The following is a 15,241-nucleotide window of genomic DNA, read 5'->3' on the forward strand; positions in this document are numbered from 1 at the left end:
ATGAAAGCGATCAATCTGGAATTCCCCGTTATATTAGTTGGCCTGGTTTTTTTAGGCCTGGTCACTTTTACCTGTCTGGCGAATACGGCGGTGACCTCGCAGTTAACGGCGTTTAACCAACATATAGGATCGGCTATCAATAATGCCCGGTTTTCCTTAATGGATACGCTATCTCCGCATATCGGCAGTTTTTATTTCTGGATACCGTTCTATTGTTGCCTGATCTTATTGTTAGCTGGTTTCGACCGGGTGAAATTCTTAAGAACCTTCCTGTTTTTCACAGCCTATCTGTTGATAGCCGGTTTTTGCACCTGGCTGTTAAATTTAATGGGCTCACGATTTTTACCCGAAAGTAGTACAAACTTTCACTATAACTACAGTGGCCTGGCAATGGACCGTTCGCTGATCTGCATAAATGCGACGCTTTCCTTTGGCGCAGCAATTTTCATTTCCCTGTTTTTAGACAGAAGGTTTACCGTTATTAAAGCGGCGTTGCTGCTTTTTAGCCTGGTGATCATCTATAATCTGATCTACCTCGGGGGCGACCTGCCTGTCACTTTATTGCTGGGCATGGTAGCCGGCGTAGCGACTGCATTGCTCTGCAAATCCTGGTTTAAAAGGCTTAGCGACGAATCAACGATCAACAAATTTATAGCATCATGACTTCCAAAGAAATATTGTTTTCCGTCATTCCGGTATTGCTGCTTTGTTCCGGCGGGCTCATTGCCTTATACCGTCCGCCCGGTTCAGCCCTGAAAAGCTTCGTGCTTCACTTTGCGGCGGGGGTGGTTTTCTCTGTAGTGGCCGTTGAGCTATTACCGGACATGATCAAAATTCATGATGCCAAATCTATTATCATAGGCTTTACCGCAGGCATTACAGCCATGCTGCTGATCAAACATTATACGGAAAAATTAGCGGTTAAAGAAAGTGCAACTTCAGAAGCTAAAGGCTTACCGTGGGGTATCTTGACCGCTATCGGAGTTGACCTGCTGCTGGATGGTATCCTGTTGGGAATAGGTTTCGCGGCCGGTGCCAAAGAGGGTGTTCTACTGGCATTAGCATTAGCGCTGGAATGTTTTTCCTTGGGAATGGCTACCGTAACGACCCTGCTGGGTTCAGCCCTATCCAGGAAAACGGTCACCATTATCCTGCTTGTTTTAAGCGTGCTGTTCATCATCGGTGCGCTGATCGGCTTATTATTATTACATGCAGCAGGAGACAAGGTCCTGGAACTGATCCTTTCCTTCGGTTCAGCGGCTCTTTTATTCCTGGTAACAGAAGAACTGCTGGTAGAGGCGCATGAGGAACGGGATTCTCCCATATTTACCGGAGCATTCTTTGGCGGGTTTTTAATTTTCATGATCCTGGGCATGGTCATATAACAACATCATGGCGAAAAAAAATAAATTCAATATTTATCTGATGGATGCCCATCACAAACTATATGTGTCGCTGGTAGTGGCCGCCATATTTTTTATGCTGCTGATCGGCCGTTTTTCCGGCCCTATTCATTTTATGATCACCTGGCTGGCTTATGCCGCTACGTCACTAACGCTATCAGGCCTGACCATTTTCAATATACACCCGGCAGAGATCAGCCGTGAGGCACATGACCAGGATTCGAGCCGGACACTTGTTTTTGGTTTTGCGTTGCTGGCCTCGCTGGCAAGCCTTTTTGCGATCCTGATCCTGCTGAAAAGCACTGCTGCGGGGGATAAAGAGCAAATGACCGGGCAAATATTATTGTCACTGGCTTCAGTAGTAAGCTCCTGGGTGCTGGTGCATACCATCTTCACCTTCAGGTATGCGCATTTTTTTTACTGCGATATCGATAAGGATGCCGACGGAAAAAATCCTAAGCCCGGCGGGTTGCAGTTTCCGGAGGAGGATAAGCCCGATTATCTGGACTTCTGTTATTTTTCTTTTGTGATCGGTATGACCTTCCAGGTCTCCGATGTGCAGATCACCTCAAAAAGGATCAGACGGCTGGCGCTTATGCATGGCCTGCTCTCCTTTGGGTTTAATACCATTATTGTAGCACTCAGCATTAATGTCGTTGCCGGCTTAATGCAAAAATAGATCAACTTATGAAATGGACGAACGCAGACTACCCTTATGAAATGAACGACTTGGAACCGCATGTCAGGGAAAAGGCGATTGAGATCGCTAACCAATTGAGAGATGAAAGAGTTGTCTCTGAATTGAATATTGTTTCGGAGGCGATCAAACGCGCGCAGGAATGGTTTTTAGAAATGGAAGGGTAATATGAAGATTGAATTTAAAGCATCTACAGAGGAGGGCTTGAACAAATACCTATTTGTAAAACAGCCTGATGAAAGCCGGGAAGGCGAAAACGCGCATATTAGTTTTCATCATTACCTGCTTTTAGCAAGCCGCCTGACCGAGGGAAAGTCCTGTTTTGTGCTGACCCGGTATTCGCCCTACTTAAAGGAAGTGCTTACGGGAGTTCAATCAACGGATTGGCATTATAATGTGATCGCAGACGATTTTCAGGGTCTGGGTGCTGACCTGGGGTTTAGTCTTTCGCACAAGTTGACTAACGGCAATTCGGTTAAAGAGCAAAGCGCTTACTTCCCTTTAAGGGACCTGTTGACCTTGCGAAGTTTTCCGGAAGATACCTTTGGGGACAAATCATCGCACGTTAGCATATTCGCTTTAAAACCCGGAACAACGGAAGATATCCGGTCATTTTTAAATGCAAAAAGAGCCCCTTACCTACCTGAGCTTTTACTTGGAAATGAACTTTTTATACATATTTCCTGCAGCAAATCATCCGGTTACTATGATACAATTTTAATAAAATCAGTTCAAAGCCTGGCATCAGTAATCACGGTGACCAGTACCTAATTATAAAGTTAAAATGGGAATAAACACTGAAAGCGAATGGACAATCGTCCTGAAATTATTACTGGCCGTTTTCCTTGGTGGGGTTGTTGGCCTCGACAGGGAAAAACATGGCAGGAGTGCCGGCATCCGGACTTACGCCGCGGTTTGCCTGGGTGCCACATTATTCACGGCGATTGGTGAACATTTGGGTGATTTGGCTGCCGCATCCAGGATAATAGCAAATATTTTGGTGGGTATTGGGTTTTTAGGTGCGGGGATCATTTATAAAAATGACGTGACCAATAGCTCAAACGGGTTAACCACAGCCGCTACTATTTGGTGCACTGCCGGAATAGGTGTGGCAGTAGGCATGAATATGCTGATCATCGCTTTTGTAGCAACAGGGGCACTATACGCATTACTTGCGCTTCATCATCAAAGCTGGTATACTAACTGGAAGAAAAAGATGCACGCTAAACACGGAACTGAAAAAAACGACGAGGAATAACCATGGAAATAGTAATCATGATCGTCCAGTTCATGCTGGGCATTTCGTTAATGGTGACCGTTCATGAATTGGGACATTTCCTGGCTGCAAGAGCCATTGGCATAAAAGTGAAAAAATTCTATTTGTTTTTTGACACCTTCGGCTGGCGCCTGTTTCGCTTTCATTACAAAGGCACCGAATTTGGAATTGGCTGGTTACCCATTGGCGGGTATATACGGATGATAGGTACTATCGCCGATGATGAGAATGAGCCGGATGAAGATGTTAACGTCCCTACGACCCAACGCTATTATTCAAAACCGGTTTGGCAGCGCATGATAGTTATGTCAGCCGGAATTTTGATGAATCTTTTGCTTGCCTTAGTCATTTATTGCAGCCTTTTCTTGTATTACGGGCGAAATCAGATCACAGGTCTTGGCAGCAGTTTTACGATCCTTCCCGGGGAACTCGGAATTCAAGCAGGCCTTCAGCCGGGAGATCAGGTAACCGCGATCAATGCCGATTCATTGCTTTATGAAGACGAATTGCTTAGTACTCATTTAATGCATGGCAATACGGTACTTTCCATTGTTCGGAAACATGGCAACGAAAGGGTGCACTTGCATGTAGCGGTTTCCCCAAAGATCATGCAGCTGGTAGCTGATAAAGGCTTAACCCAGTTCTTCTCCATTAAAGCAGGGTTTAAAATCGATTCCGTATATACCAATCTCGATCTACGGAAGAATACTGCATTTAAAAATGCGCATATCATTGCATTGAATGGTGATTCCGTGCGAACCTATAATGATTTTATCATCCGTCTGAAGGAGAATAAGCAACGGCAATTATATCTGACGGTCATTCATGATGGAAAAACCAATACCATGCTGGCCCATCGTGACAAGGATGGTCATATTGGCTTTAGTCTTGATAGCAAGCTGCCATCCTATAAACCGGAAAGTATTAATATCAGCCAATCCCTGACTGCAGGTTCGTCCAAAGTTTGGAACACCATCAGTGAAAACACCAAAGGATTAAGCCAGATAGTTAAAGGGGAAGTTAAAGTGAAGGATGGGTTACTTGGACCTATAAGGATCGCCGGCCTTTTCAGCAGCCATTTCGATGGAAAACGATTTTGGAGCTTGGTCGCCTTATTATCGACAGGACTTGGCCTGATCAACCTCCTTCCTCTGGCTCCCCTTGATGGTGGAGTTATGGCGGTCCTTTTTTGGGAAGCATTAACCGGAAAAAAAGCCAGCCGAAACTTTTGGGCAGGGTTTTACCTGTCAGGCCTGTTGTTTGTTATTCTGCTTTCGGCTTATATTCTTTTCAATGATATTCGTTCAATAACCTAACCTGATTAACAATGCTAACAGAATTGATCAAACAGATAGAGAGCCATGTGACCGGTCTATTATTACACCAGTTACCGTCGGGCATGTTCTACCACAATATCAACCACACCCGCCAAATGGTGGCAGCTGTAGCCGAGTTATCCGGCCAGATGCTGTTTAACGAATGGGAACGCCATATTTTACAGGCATCGGCCTGGTTCCATGATAGTGGTTATTGTTACAGCTATGATGGCCATGAGGCGATCAGTATGACTTTGGCCGGTGATTTTTTAAGAGAAAAAGGCGTAAAGGACAATTTTATTCATTCCGTTAATGAATGCATCAGGGCTACCAAAATGCCCCAACATCCTACCTCGGCCATGCAGAGTGTGATGTGCGATGCAGATATGCGTCACCTTTCATTACCTGATTACGAATTGCAGTCGGCCAGTTTACGTCAGGAGTGGGCAGTTCATTTGAAGAGGGACTTTAGCGAAAAGGATTGGCATCGCCAGAATCTTGAATTTTTGACCAGCCATCGTTACTTCACCACCCCAGCCAGGTCATTTTGGGAACCACAAAAAATTTTAAATATTAATTATTTAAGACTATTGCTCAACGAATAAGATATGAAACAGATGCGCCTGATCTTATTGGTATTCTTTTTTTACACAAGCGTTGGCTTTGCTCAAATAGCAGACAAGCAAGTGCAAGTGATAAGTTATCTTGAAGCCCTTCAAAATACTGCTGATTCCCTGTTAAAAAATACACCCCGAAAAGAGTCAGGTGAATCGTATTTCAATATTTCGGATGTCTTATATGCTAAAGCACGTCAAATAACAACACAAGAGGTATTCCGTCAAAGGGATATGGCAAACTCAGGATTTATGGTGACGATGCAGCAATTGTTAAAAAAGCTTCAGGCCGATCTGTATAAGGATAAGCCAGCTTTAGCCAATCTTGATATACCTGATAATTTGGGTATAACAGTAAAGGCAGCACTGACCAATTTTTTCCGCATTCAACCACCTTTAGGCCTTGAACAGGATCAGCGCTATGCATGGGTAATGATTCAGGTCTTTGAAAATCTCGACCAGATATCAGTAGGTCTTTTACAAGAGCGGCTCACTGCTGAACTCCGAAAAAGTATCCTGCAACGTTTGGTAGTACAGCAAAATATTATCAGTCGATTAAAGCAATATCAGAAAACTAACTAATACAGATCCAGAAAAATTCCGGTTTGCCGGCCGGCGGTCTGATAAAAACCAAAATACAAAATGAAGAATCACGAGTATATGACCGCCGAAATCCGGGAGCATCTGGAAGCAACGCAAACACTAACCGAAACAGTTTTTTTAGATAAAATAGAACAGGCTGCTGCTATGATCATTGACACGATCAATAATGGTAAAAAACTACTGCTGTTTGGAAATGGTGGCAGCGCAAGTGATGCCCAGCACATTGCAGCAGAATTTACAGGCCGTTATGTGAGGGAGCGGCGCGGCTTGCCCGCTATTGCGCTGACAACGGATACTTCTGCGCTTACGGCGATAGGAAATGACTATGGATTTGCCGCCGTTTTTGCACGACAAGTGGAAGCATTGGCCCAGGAAGGTGATCTGGTGATCGGTATATCCACAAGCGGGAATAGTGAAAATGTGGTTGCCGGATTATTCGAAGCTAAAAACAGGGGTTGCCGTCTGATTGGGCTATCCGGGGCGGACGGTGGTATGGTATCGGTTATTTGCGACGTTACCTTAAATGTTAATAGCAAGGTTACAGCGCGTGTACAGGAAATGCATATCCTGGTGGGACATTTATTATGCAGCGCAACAGACAGAATGTTCGCACCGGCAGATAAACCCTAAAATTCATTTCGGCCTCTGATGAGTTATCATTTTTCAAAATATATTCTACAGCGCATACCCATCTTTCCGGTAAACCGTTACAGGCAGCCACTATCCGAAACGCTGCTTGATCCCTTATTTCAGGCGGCCCTTTTTCTGGCCAGTCCCCAATTCTATGCGCGACTGTTAAATGCCGGCTTTGACATCTCAAAAATGAACGGCAGGGAAATTAAAAGCGCTACGCGGTACCTGAACCGCGCATGTTTTCGTTCAACGCCTTTCGGATATTTTGCATCGGTCAATGTTGGCGTGTGGGAAAGTGGCGGACATATTCATTTAAGAGAAAATGCTGATGAAATGCAATCATTTATTCAACCTGCGGAATTGGTCTTACAATCTTTATTCCGGCAACGAGCAGCTGAAAATCCAAATATTAGCTATGAACCTAATCCGACTTTGTATCGGGTAAAGAAACATTTTCGCTTTATCAGGGAAGAGTCGGGCAATAATCATAAAAGAAGCTATCAATTACAGTCTTCTTTATATGCGGTAATTTTAAATGCGCTGTTAAAGTATTGCAAAAACGGAAAAAGCAGGAATTTAATCATTGCGCGGATCTGCAGGGATGCGCGATGTACGCAGGAAGAGGGGGTTGAATACTTCGAATTTTTGAAGGATGCACAAATCTTGCTTCCAAAGCAGCGTGCGACGATCACTGGCCATGTTGAAGATCTTTTGGATCACAAATCGCTAACCATTAATACGGCGATATTAAATTTAGGCCCTGCATATGAATTAAAAAAGCAAGGCTTGTTATTAGCGCCATCCCTTCAAATTCTCGACAGCCGGTTGCGAACGCTCATCGCTGAACCTGCTGAAGAAAAAAGCCTGCTTAATACAATATTGGTTCGCAAAACAACGGTCAATTCAGTCGATATCAGTTACCAGGCAGATTTGAAACAGGGTTTATCTGCGTTGGACAAATTATGCCCGGAAGACCAGTTACCGGCATTAAAGGAATTTAAAGGAAAATTCCGAAAGCACTTTGAAGGTGAACGTATCCCTTTATTACTGGCGCTTGATCCTGAATTGGGTATCGGCTACCAGGCAGAACCGCTTGAATCACCGAATCCATTATTAGAAACCGTTAATATCCGTCCAAGGGGCGGAAGACTGTCAACAGTATTCTGGACCGAAGCCCACCGATGTCTGATGGCCTCCTGGATTAAAATGGAGAGCCGGAACGATACCGTAATATTCCTGGAGGAAAAGGAATTAAATAGACTGCCGGGATCTCAGCCCTCAGTTACCAACCTTGGTTCTTCGGCGCTTTTTAATATAAGTGAGGATGGGGTATTTATTGAAAGTGCCGGAGGGTGTAACCCGCTTGCACTAATTGGTCGGTTTACACTGGCTGATCCTTCGATTTCAAGGGTCGGTAAAGATATTGCCGCGCAAATTGAAAGTTTAAACCCCGACCTGATCTTTGCCGAGATCCTGCATTTGGCAGACCCCCATATAGATAATGTAAATCGCCGTGAGCAGTTATGGACCTACCAGCTGCCTGTACTGGCAGCCAGTATTCCTGGAACGGAAACCATAACACTTGATGACCTTTACGTAGAACTGGCCGGGAGCGTGGCGCTGATTTGGTCGAAAAAACATCAAAAGTACGTTATTCCGAGGTTAACCAGCGCTTATAACCATAGTATTGACCAGCTTCCTCTGTTTCGCTTCCTTGCTGATCTTTCTTATCAATACGGGCGGACGCAATTGTCTTTTGATCTCAGCCATTATTTTCCGGGTTTCAGTTATTATCCCCGGGTAATGTATCAGGGCGTAATACTCAGTTTGGCTACCTGGATCATCAGCCCTGATGAATTAATGCAACTTCAAAACGAAAACGGAGGAACCGAGGCTTTCATGAAATTAGCTGAAAGGCATCGGTTACCGAAGAAATTCATAGTTTCCGAGGGAGACCAACAACTGGTTTTTGATCAGCTTAAGGAGGAAGATTTACGCCTATTCCGTGAGACAATACGTACTCATAGACAAATGGTCATTCGTGAATACCTCCCGCAAAAATCAAAAGAAGCAGTAATCGGTTCAGAATCGGGCAACCAATATCATGTTCAGTTTAATGCTGTTATGATACCCGATGAACCCCTTCATTTGCCGGCACCGCATTTTGTAGCTACAGAACACCATCAGCAACGGAAATTTATCCCGGGTACTGAATGGCTTTATCTGAAACTGTATATTCCGCGCTTAGCCGTGAACCGATTACTGCTTCAGTTGCAAAAGGTGATCAATAAAAAGTTCATCCATGGCAGAATCAGCCGCTGGTTTTTTATCCGTTATGAAGATCACGCGCCGCATATTCGTTTACGTTTTAAGTTCGATCCCTTAGATATCGATGCTGTATTAGCGGCTTTACGGTTAGTGTTGGAAGATAATGTGCACCAGCATCTGATCAGGGAATATCAATTAGATGTGTACAGCAGGGAACTGGAAAGATACCAGGCAGCCGGCATCGAAGAAACCGAGGAATTTTTTTGGTATAGCAGTGAATTTGTAGTGCATTTTTTAAAAGCCATAAAGTCCGGCAATCGTATTCCGTCCTTTCAGGCTGCTGCATTTACTGTTAAAGTGATCACCGAAGGCTTTTATTCTGCTGCAGAGCAACAACTGGAGTTTTGGCAAAACGCATTTGAAAACTATTTTACAGAGTTTGAAGGAAAGAACATCAAAGTCGAACTTGACCATAAATACCGTGTTCACAGCCAGGAACTCGATGTTTTTCTGCATGCGCTGGAACCCTTTCCGGAAAAACAGCTTCAGCATTGGCTGAAAAAAATGCGGCTTAAAGCGATAGAAATTAATAAAAAGCTTGATAATAATGCGTCAAAAAGAGACTACCTGCTTAGTCTTATACATGTGCACCTGAATAGGATGTTTGCCGACCAGCAGCGGGAACAGGAAATGGTCATTTATTTTTTGTTATCTAAATGGATGCGTTCCAGAATTGCCAGGCAAAAAAAGGGTATCTAAGCCTACCGGTTGGTTTTGATCAGCCTTTCATCCATACGTTCTAAAAATGCCTGTTTATATTGGTCACCCATCATTAGACTTTCGCCGTTATGTAAACGGACTTGCGCCCTTTCAATCACCTTAACAAAATTTATGTTGACAATGAATGATCGGTGAATGCGGGCAAATATGGTTTTCGGCAAATGCCGTTCAATTTCTTTAATAGTCAGGTAAGTGGTGTGCTTTCCATCATTTGTATATATATGGATATAATTTGCTGAGCCTTCCATGTAGATCACTTCGTCAAATCTGATTTTGACCAGCCTGCCCTTAACCTCACTTTTGATCGTGAAAAAATCATCCATTGGCGCTGCGGCAATTTTTGCCGGCCTGATAATTTTTCTTCTGGCTTTTTGAATGCATTTAGCAAAGCGCTCATAATTGATCGGCTTTAACAAAAAATCGAAAGCTTCCCGGTCAAAGGCCTGGAGTGCATATTCTGGAAACGCGGTTGTAAAAACCACCGTTGTATACAGGTTGACCATTCCTGCCAGTTCCAGGCCGGATAATTGTCGCATATCAACATCAACAAAAGTGATATCAGGTGCGTTTTCACCGGTAAGAAATGGTAGTGCCTCCAGTGGATTTTGCGCCTGACCTATCAGCGTCAGGTCGGGCGTTAACTCAATATATTCTTTTAGAAGCGCAATAGCATCCGGTTCATCGTCGATCACGTAGCAGGTAAAATTCATAGGTTCAGGGTTAAGGTTATCTTATATATACTGTCATTTTCTGTGACGGCAAGCTGGTGCCTTTCAGGAAATAAGTTGGCTAAACGTTTTTTAATATTTTTTAAACCTACGCCGCTGCTGGGATAGGGCGTGCTTTTTCTTTTCAGATTTTGTGTAGTAAAATGCAGGCCGTTTTGATTGACCTCCAGGTCGATCTTACCTGAATTACTCCTATCGCCAAGATCCCCATGTTTAAGCATATTCTCTACCAGGGTAAGAAGGATTAGCGGGGGGATCATCACTTCTTTAAGCTTTCCCTTTTTAGTGAACTTAAGATATATTTCACCTTGAAACCGTAACGCACTTAGTTCAATCAGTTTATCGATCTGTCCAATTTCCGCTAATAATGGAACCATCCGGTTATCCTGACTGCTTAATAAAGAGTAGCGCATCAATTCGGAAAGGAGCATGACTCCCTTGCCTGCCCTGTCTGAAAGTTTATGGACCGCATTAAAAATGAAGTTCAGCGTATTAAAAAGTAAATGAGGACTGATCTGATTTTGCAAAAAGGCATTTTCGGCGGTGATAAATTTGTTCTCCAGCTCCAGTGAACGGGTAATTTGTCTAAGACTTTCCTTTTCCATGAAGTGGTTCCGTTCCTTAAACTTTACCATATATAGCATCGACCAATAAGCGATACTGAACCCTATAAAAAATATTTCCCGGAATATATTGGTGAGATAAATCTTTTCATGCATTGTATCTAAGGCATACCGGACCGGGCCGCCGCCGGTTAGCCAGACATCAATATGAAGTTTCATCCATAAGAAGAACAATAATTCGAGGATGATCAATGCAATGGAGATCAAATAGGGTCGCGAGGTTCTAAAAAATGCAAAGTCTAAAATGATGTGGGCGTTTCCATAGAATAGGAATATATTCAGCGCATAATAAATAACATATTGAAGTGGTGAGGCGAGTAGACCAACGGTAATATTGATTAAGGCAAGTTCATAAAGAATGAACAAAGCCCAAACCAGTAGGTGTCTGAACAAAATAACCTTTGATATATTCATTATAACGTCTCTGCGGGCATTTGCCTTTCTGCATATCACAATTGCCTCTCTGTGTAATAAAGTTTAGGTTCGATTTTCATCACGGTAGTTTTGATATAAAAATTACCAATATGAAAAACATTAAATCAAAAAGGTTGCACAAAAGTTTAGAAACTATTTGCGACTTTAACAGGGGAAATACAAAAGCTTACAGCGAAACTACCAAGCCCACTGAAACAGATCCAACCACGGCAACGGTCACCATCATCATCACAACAGTTAATACGGGGCACGCGGGGAAAATGTTAATATAAAGTTAAATATTATTTAATTTTTTCCCGTCAACTAAATATCCTAAACCCTCGGTTATGTAGCTTATATTAATTGGAAACAAATATTTCAGTGTTTTGCTTAAGTCAGAATTATCAAATGTGGAGGATTGTGTCGGGATTATTGTTAACACAAAAGAAATAATAAGCGAGCCCGGCAATGCAGTTGTTCAGGCAGCGCTATATGAGCGGTTGGTCTCGTCCTGCACAGAACTAAAACAAAGAATGATAAGCGAGGTGTTCGGCTCCGCCAAAGACCATGTTATCAGGCGTTACGTACAGTTCCACCAGGCCGGATTGATCACTTTATCAGATATCGTATTTCAACACGTTCGCAAGGTCGAGGTGCCATTGATCCCCGGGAAAAGCGAATTGCTGATTAAGACCTTAAGCGCCTTGCAGCAATTGCTCGAATTTATCGCCCGGCAATTTTATGCCTATTTTGATCTTATTCATGGGATCACCCAATATGAAAGCGATCTCACCAGTAATCAATTCCGGTCTAAAATTGAAACGCTTGCACCATTATTGGAGCGGCAACCCATCGAGCCATCGTTGGTCAATGTGTTTTTCAGGAGCATGGAAGATAGTTTGGATCAATTACGTGTCCAAACCATCAGTTACGAGCAAGCGATCTATGTTGATCAACTGCTCCGGCTTATTCAGTTGAAACTGGAAGAAGGGAATACGGATACTATACGTTTTACGGCTTTACTGTATCAGCAGAATTTTAACAGCACCTATTTTGAGTCCTGGTACCGCCAGACCCATTTGACTGTACAAAACGGCGGAACACACGTGGAGTCAAAAAGATTGATCATAGAACCAATTTCACAGGTCCTGGGTATTTCGGCCGGCCGCAAGCCATTAGATATGCTATTACGCGATTGGCTGTCCGATCATATCGCGACAGGCCCGCAATCAGCGACCCGCAAGATAAAACAGGAAGTTGTGGTGCCCCGGTTGCCTTTGATCCTTTCCGTGCCGCAACTCGCACTCTTTGTTAGGCTTTGTTATCTGGAAGGGTGCTTTCAAATATCGAACATATCTAATATCATGCGATTCTTTACGGATCATTTTGAGACCAAAAAACAACCCCATGTTTCTGTTAAAAGCTTTAGCCGAGCATTTTATAGTGCGGACCAGGCTACCGCTGCCATGGTCAGGGATTTCCTGCAACGAATGATCATTATGATCGATAAAACCTATTTTCCCAAAACATAAATCAACGCCTATGGGATAGTGATACCTGCCTGCACTGTTTGAGACACTTGTTATGGAGAACGGGTGGCGGTGCGATTTACTTAAAGCGATAAACTATGTTAACTAAATTTAGCGACCGTTTATATGCTGATCTGAACAGGGATTTAAATGCCCTAACGCTTGAAGAAGATCAGTTGATCAAGCGGTATGAAAAAAGCATTCATGCTTGTGTTAAATACCTGAAAAAATTAAAAGACTTTTGCAAGGTTAATGATCCGGGTACACCCGCTGAAGAAATTCAATTCTTCAAGCATATCAAACCTAAGTTCAAATCCCAGCTCATCTATTACCAATCATTACTTAACCTTGAGATCCGGCGTCCGATTGGTGATTGCAGTGCGATTTCCGATTACCTGAAGAATGAAGCAAAGGTTCTGCACCATTTTTTTGAATGTAACTTATCTTTCTATCAGTACGTCCGGACTCAGGCGACCTATTTGGATGATTATTACTTTGTACGAGGAAACTATGATGTCTACCTCGATCCGGATCAATGCGTAATCGACTTCGATCCTGCCTTTAGTACCACCCATGACCACAAGTTGGCGCAGGTACTGGCCAGTGAAATGCTACAGGAACACCTGCAATCTGCTGTGCAGCGGTTACACCAGAAGGATACTGTTATGGTTACGGATATGGAGTTAAGGGATTTTGACTGGCAGCAAACCAAATGCGGACTGATCGAACTCATCTATTGCTGGCACGCCACGGAGGCCTTCGGCAAAAAGAACTTGAAAAGCATCGTGAAATTTATAGAAAAAGTATTCAATGTATCGCTGGGTAACTTCTATGACACCTTTGACTGGTTGAGCAGCAGACCCAGCCCGACGACCTATATCGATGAAATGAAAGAGGCTTTCCTCCTTCGCGTTCAGAAACGACTTAAATAAACGGTCGTAAAGCGGCTCAAAAGGCCGCTTTTTTTATGATACAGGCAGATTAACACTATCCGAGTCGGATGAACTCGGATGCCCGGGAGGCGGTATTTGAGGAACTTTGATCCATCATCGGCAGCAATGGGGCTGCCGATTAAACTTCAGGTTATGTTACAGCATTTAACATGGTCAGCTTACGGAGCCGGAGTACTGGTGATCGCAGGAATTTATTATGCCGTTATAGGTTTGACCTATTATCGTTTTGAATTGGGTAATCTTTTGCGCCGCATATCGGGAAAGCCGGCAGTTGCCCTGTCATCCGTCCAAGGTGACTTTATTATTCCCACTGCTGATATCGTTGGCGGAACGCGAACCGATGGGATGGATATCGTAGATCAGGAGGAGCTCGTTTTTGCTTCGCCTGATGAGGAAAGGCCGGTTGCCGCACTTGTACAGCCGATCCGGCCGAACCTTGGCGAGGTGCACCTGCTCGGTGAATTTTCAGAAATGGTATCAGAAACGAAGACCCTGATCAGGGTCATCAACGAATCCAATGAAAGCAAGGAAAATTTCGAGATGCTTTTCCGGCTGATCGTACAAAAATATTCCGACCTGGCGGGTACCGGTTATGTAGACCAGATCAACGCCTACCTGCTGGCAGAAGGTGCCGACCTCTTTCCCTTTACCCTAACGAACAGCGAATTACAAAACTATTGGTTGAACGAAACAAAATTACAAAGCGCATGAAAACGAACAGATCAAAACATCTTACAGGCGTGGTACAATTCGCCTTTAAGGTTTGGAGCGGGATCTCTTTCCTGTTAGTAGCAGGATTGACATCCGCCATGGCCCAGGATGGGAATGCCGGTATTAACCAAGCGACCTCACAGGTAAAAAGCTATTTCGACACCGGAACGAACCTAATGTATGCCATCGGTGCCATCGTCGGGCTGGTCGGAGCGATCAAAGTTTATAAGAAATGGAACGATGGTGAGCATGACACCGGCAAGGTTGCTTCCAGTTGGTTCGGTAGCTGTATCTTTTTGGTGGTGGTGGCTACGGTGCTTAAATCATTTTTCGGGGTTTAATCAAGTGATCAAAATTAAAAGGAAGGAAATTGTAATCATGGCGATCTATCAAATAAATAAAGGCATCAATAAAGCCATCGAATTTAAAGGTTTGAAGGCTCAATATATTGGTTACCTCGGCGCAGGCCTGGTAGGCTTGCTCGTCCTTTTCGCCATACTGTATATTACCGGTGTGCCGGTCTATATATGTATGCTGGTCATTGCCGGTGCGGGTACCTTATTGTTTACCCAGGTTTACCGGTTCAGCCATAAGTATGGCCAATACGGACTGATGAAACGCGGTGCCAGGCGATTCCTGCCCGGGTATCTGAAATTTAATTCACGCAAATTATTCACCCGAAGAACCTATTGA

The 15,241-nt window shown here is 43.7% G+C and carries 19 protein-coding genes; 17 read left to right on the top strand and 2 right to left on the bottom strand.

All coding sequences use genetic code 11. The features are described from left to right. The 11 genes from GSY63_RS01655 to GSY63_RS01705 are packed head-to-tail and all read left to right on the top strand — an operon-like array spanning position 1 to position 9,569. Positions 1 to 663 (top strand): hypothetical protein, encoded by a 663-nt coding sequence (locus GSY63_RS01655; RefSeq protein ID WP_166584082.1) that lies wholly within the window; start codon positions 1 to 3, stop codon positions 661 to 663. Beyond that, on the top strand, positions 660 to 1,385 hold the full coding sequence (locus GSY63_RS01660; RefSeq protein ID WP_166584083.1) for a ZIP family metal transporter: 726 nt from the start codon (positions 660 to 662) through the stop codon (positions 1,383 to 1,385). The genes GSY63_RS01655 and GSY63_RS01660 overlap by 4 nt, the downstream gene beginning before the upstream one ends. A 7-nt stretch (positions 1,386 to 1,392) precedes the next feature. Beyond that, on the top strand, positions 1,393 to 2,082 hold the full coding sequence (locus GSY63_RS01665) for a DUF1345 domain-containing protein (protein ID WP_243749128.1): 690 nt from the start codon (positions 1,393 to 1,395) through the stop codon (positions 2,080 to 2,082). 8 nt (positions 2,083 to 2,090) lie between these two features. Then, positions 2,091 to 2,267 (top strand): DUF2188 domain-containing protein, encoded by a 177-nt coding sequence (locus tag GSY63_RS01670; RefSeq protein ID WP_166584084.1) that lies wholly within the window; start codon positions 2,091 to 2,093, stop codon positions 2,265 to 2,267. Between the two features lies 1 nt (position 2,268). Continuing rightward, positions 2,269 to 2,871: a hypothetical protein gene (locus tag GSY63_RS01675; RefSeq protein WP_166584085.1), complete on the top strand. Its 603-nt coding sequence runs from the start codon at positions 2,269 to 2,271 to the stop codon at positions 2,869 to 2,871. Between the two features lie 13 nt (positions 2,872 to 2,884). Then, positions 2,885 to 3,358, top strand: a complete 474-nt coding sequence (locus tag GSY63_RS01680) for an MgtC/SapB family protein (RefSeq protein WP_166584086.1) — start codon at positions 2,885 to 2,887, stop codon at positions 3,356 to 3,358. 2 nt (positions 3,359 to 3,360) lie between these two features. Then, entirely contained in the window at positions 3,361 to 4,692 is a 1,332-nt protein-coding gene (gene rseP / locus GSY63_RS01685) for an RIP metalloprotease RseP (RefSeq protein WP_166584087.1), read from the top strand. 11 nt (positions 4,693 to 4,703) lie between these two features. Beyond that, on the top strand, positions 4,704 to 5,297 hold the full coding sequence (locus tag GSY63_RS01690) for an HD domain-containing protein (RefSeq protein WP_166584088.1): 594 nt from the start codon (positions 4,704 to 4,706) through the stop codon (positions 5,295 to 5,297). A 3-nt stretch (positions 5,298 to 5,300) separates the two neighbouring features. After that, positions 5,301 to 5,888, top strand: a complete 588-nt coding sequence (locus GSY63_RS01695) for a hypothetical protein (RefSeq protein ID WP_166584089.1) — start codon at positions 5,301 to 5,303, stop codon at positions 5,886 to 5,888. A 60-nt stretch (positions 5,889 to 5,948) separates the two neighbouring features. Continuing rightward, on the top strand, positions 5,949 to 6,539 hold the full coding sequence (locus GSY63_RS01700; RefSeq protein WP_166584090.1) for a D-sedoheptulose 7-phosphate isomerase: 591 nt from the start codon (positions 5,949 to 5,951) through the stop codon (positions 6,537 to 6,539). A gap of 18 nt (positions 6,540 to 6,557) precedes the next feature. Beyond that, positions 6,558 to 9,569 carry a lantibiotic dehydratase gene (locus tag GSY63_RS01705; RefSeq protein ID WP_166584091.1) on the top strand — a complete coding sequence of 1,004 codons (3,012 nt, stop codon included), beginning with the start codon at positions 6,558 to 6,560 and terminating at the stop codon, positions 9,567 to 9,569. Between the two features lie 2 nt (positions 9,570 to 9,571). On the opposite strand, the gene GSY63_RS01710 is transcribed toward GSY63_RS01705, so the two are convergent. Together GSY63_RS01710 and GSY63_RS01715 are read right to left on the bottom strand one after the other, a co-directional pair. Further along, positions 9,572 to 10,300: a LytR/AlgR family response regulator transcription factor gene (locus GSY63_RS01710; RefSeq protein WP_166584092.1), complete on the bottom strand. Its 729-nt coding sequence runs from the start codon at positions 10,298 to 10,300 to the stop codon at positions 9,572 to 9,574. Next, entirely contained in the window at positions 10,297 to 11,355 is a 1,059-nt protein-coding gene (locus GSY63_RS01715) for a sensor histidine kinase (RefSeq protein ID WP_208094428.1), read from the bottom strand. The genes GSY63_RS01710 and GSY63_RS01715 overlap by 4 nt, the downstream gene beginning before the upstream one ends. A 110-nt stretch (positions 11,356 to 11,465) precedes the next feature. On the opposite strand from GSY63_RS01715, the gene GSY63_RS01720 reads away from it, so the two are divergent. The 6 genes from GSY63_RS01720 to GSY63_RS01745 all read left to right on the top strand — a co-directional run bounded on the left by GSY63_RS01720 (position 11,466) and on the right by GSY63_RS01745 (position 15,241). After that, on the top strand, positions 11,466 to 11,648 hold the full coding sequence (locus GSY63_RS01720; protein ID WP_166584094.1) for a hypothetical protein: 183 nt from the start codon (positions 11,466 to 11,468) through the stop codon (positions 11,646 to 11,648). Positions 11,649 to 11,741: 93 nt separating this feature from the next. Continuing rightward, positions 11,742 to 12,887 (top strand): hypothetical protein, encoded by a 1,146-nt coding sequence (locus GSY63_RS01725; protein ID WP_166584095.1) that lies wholly within the window; start codon positions 11,742 to 11,744, stop codon positions 12,885 to 12,887. A 95-nt stretch (positions 12,888 to 12,982) separates the two neighbouring features. Next, positions 12,983 to 13,816 carry an RteC domain-containing protein gene (locus tag GSY63_RS01730; protein ID WP_166584096.1) on the top strand — a complete coding sequence of 278 codons (834 nt, stop codon included), beginning with the start codon at positions 12,983 to 12,985 and terminating at the stop codon, positions 13,814 to 13,816. Positions 13,817 to 13,894: 78 nt separating this feature from the next. After that, complete coding sequence (locus GSY63_RS01735) at positions 13,895 to 14,548, top strand: hypothetical protein (protein ID WP_208094430.1); 654 nt, start codon at positions 13,895 to 13,897, stop codon at positions 14,546 to 14,548. Next, entirely contained in the window at positions 14,545 to 14,889 is a 345-nt protein-coding gene (locus GSY63_RS01740; RefSeq protein WP_166584098.1) for a DUF4134 domain-containing protein, read from the top strand. The genes GSY63_RS01735 and GSY63_RS01740 overlap by 4 nt, the downstream gene beginning before the upstream one ends. 37 nt (positions 14,890 to 14,926) lie before the next feature. After that, entirely contained in the window at positions 14,927 to 15,241 is a 315-nt protein-coding gene (locus GSY63_RS01745) for a DUF4133 domain-containing protein (RefSeq protein ID WP_166584099.1), read from the top strand.

Origin of the sequence: Mucilaginibacter agri (assembly GCF_009928685.1) — a bacterium.
Lineage (GTDB): Bacteria > Bacteroidota > Bacteroidia > Sphingobacteriales > Sphingobacteriaceae > Mucilaginibacter > Mucilaginibacter agri.

Excerpts from the sequence above, each read along its gene's own strand:
- GSY63_RS01655 (WP_166584082.1), top strand. The coding sequence starts at position 1 with ATGAAAGCGATCAATCTGGAATTCCCCGTTATATTAGTTGGCCTGGTT.
- GSY63_RS01660 (WP_166584083.1), top strand. The coding sequence starts at position 660 with ATGACTTCCAAAGAAATATTGTTTTCCGTCATTCCGGTATTGCTGCTT.
- GSY63_RS01665 (WP_243749128.1), top strand. The coding sequence starts at position 1,393 with ATGGCGAAAAAAAATAAATTCAATATTTATCTGATGGATGCCCATCAC.
- GSY63_RS01670 (WP_166584084.1), top strand. The coding sequence starts at position 2,091 with ATGAAATGGACGAACGCAGACTACCCTTATGAAATGAACGACTTGGAA.
- GSY63_RS01675 (WP_166584085.1), top strand. The coding sequence starts at position 2,269 with ATGAAGATTGAATTTAAAGCATCTACAGAGGAGGGCTTGAACAAATAC.
- GSY63_RS01680 (WP_166584086.1), top strand. The coding sequence starts at position 2,885 with ATGGGAATAAACACTGAAAGCGAATGGACAATCGTCCTGAAATTATTA.
- rseP (WP_166584087.1), top strand. The coding sequence starts at position 3,361 with ATGGAAATAGTAATCATGATCGTCCAGTTCATGCTGGGCATTTCGTTA.
- GSY63_RS01690 (WP_166584088.1), top strand. The coding sequence starts at position 4,704 with ATGCTAACAGAATTGATCAAACAGATAGAGAGCCATGTGACCGGTCTA.
- GSY63_RS01695 (WP_166584089.1), top strand. The coding sequence starts at position 5,301 with ATGAAACAGATGCGCCTGATCTTATTGGTATTCTTTTTTTACACAAGC.
- GSY63_RS01700 (WP_166584090.1), top strand. The coding sequence starts at position 5,949 with ATGAAGAATCACGAGTATATGACCGCCGAAATCCGGGAGCATCTGGAA.
- GSY63_RS01705 (WP_166584091.1), top strand. The coding sequence starts at position 6,558 with ATGAGTTATCATTTTTCAAAATATATTCTACAGCGCATACCCATCTTT.
- GSY63_RS01710 (WP_166584092.1), bottom strand. The coding sequence starts at position 10,300 with ATGAATTTTACCTGCTACGTGATCGACGATGAACCGGATGCTATTGCG.
- GSY63_RS01715 (WP_208094428.1), bottom strand. The coding sequence starts at position 11,355 with ATGAATATATCAAAGGTTATTTTGTTCAGACACCTACTGGTTTGGGCT.
- GSY63_RS01720 (WP_166584094.1), top strand. The coding sequence starts at position 11,466 with ATGAAAAACATTAAATCAAAAAGGTTGCACAAAAGTTTAGAAACTATT.
- GSY63_RS01730 (WP_166584096.1), top strand. The coding sequence starts at position 12,983 with ATGTTAACTAAATTTAGCGACCGTTTATATGCTGATCTGAACAGGGAT.
- GSY63_RS01735 (WP_208094430.1), top strand. The coding sequence starts at position 13,895 with ATGCCCGGGAGGCGGTATTTGAGGAACTTTGATCCATCATCGGCAGCA.
- GSY63_RS01740 (WP_166584098.1), top strand. The coding sequence starts at position 14,545 with ATGAAAACGAACAGATCAAAACATCTTACAGGCGTGGTACAATTCGCC.
- GSY63_RS01745 (WP_166584099.1), top strand. The coding sequence starts at position 14,927 with ATGGCGATCTATCAAATAAATAAAGGCATCAATAAAGCCATCGAATTT.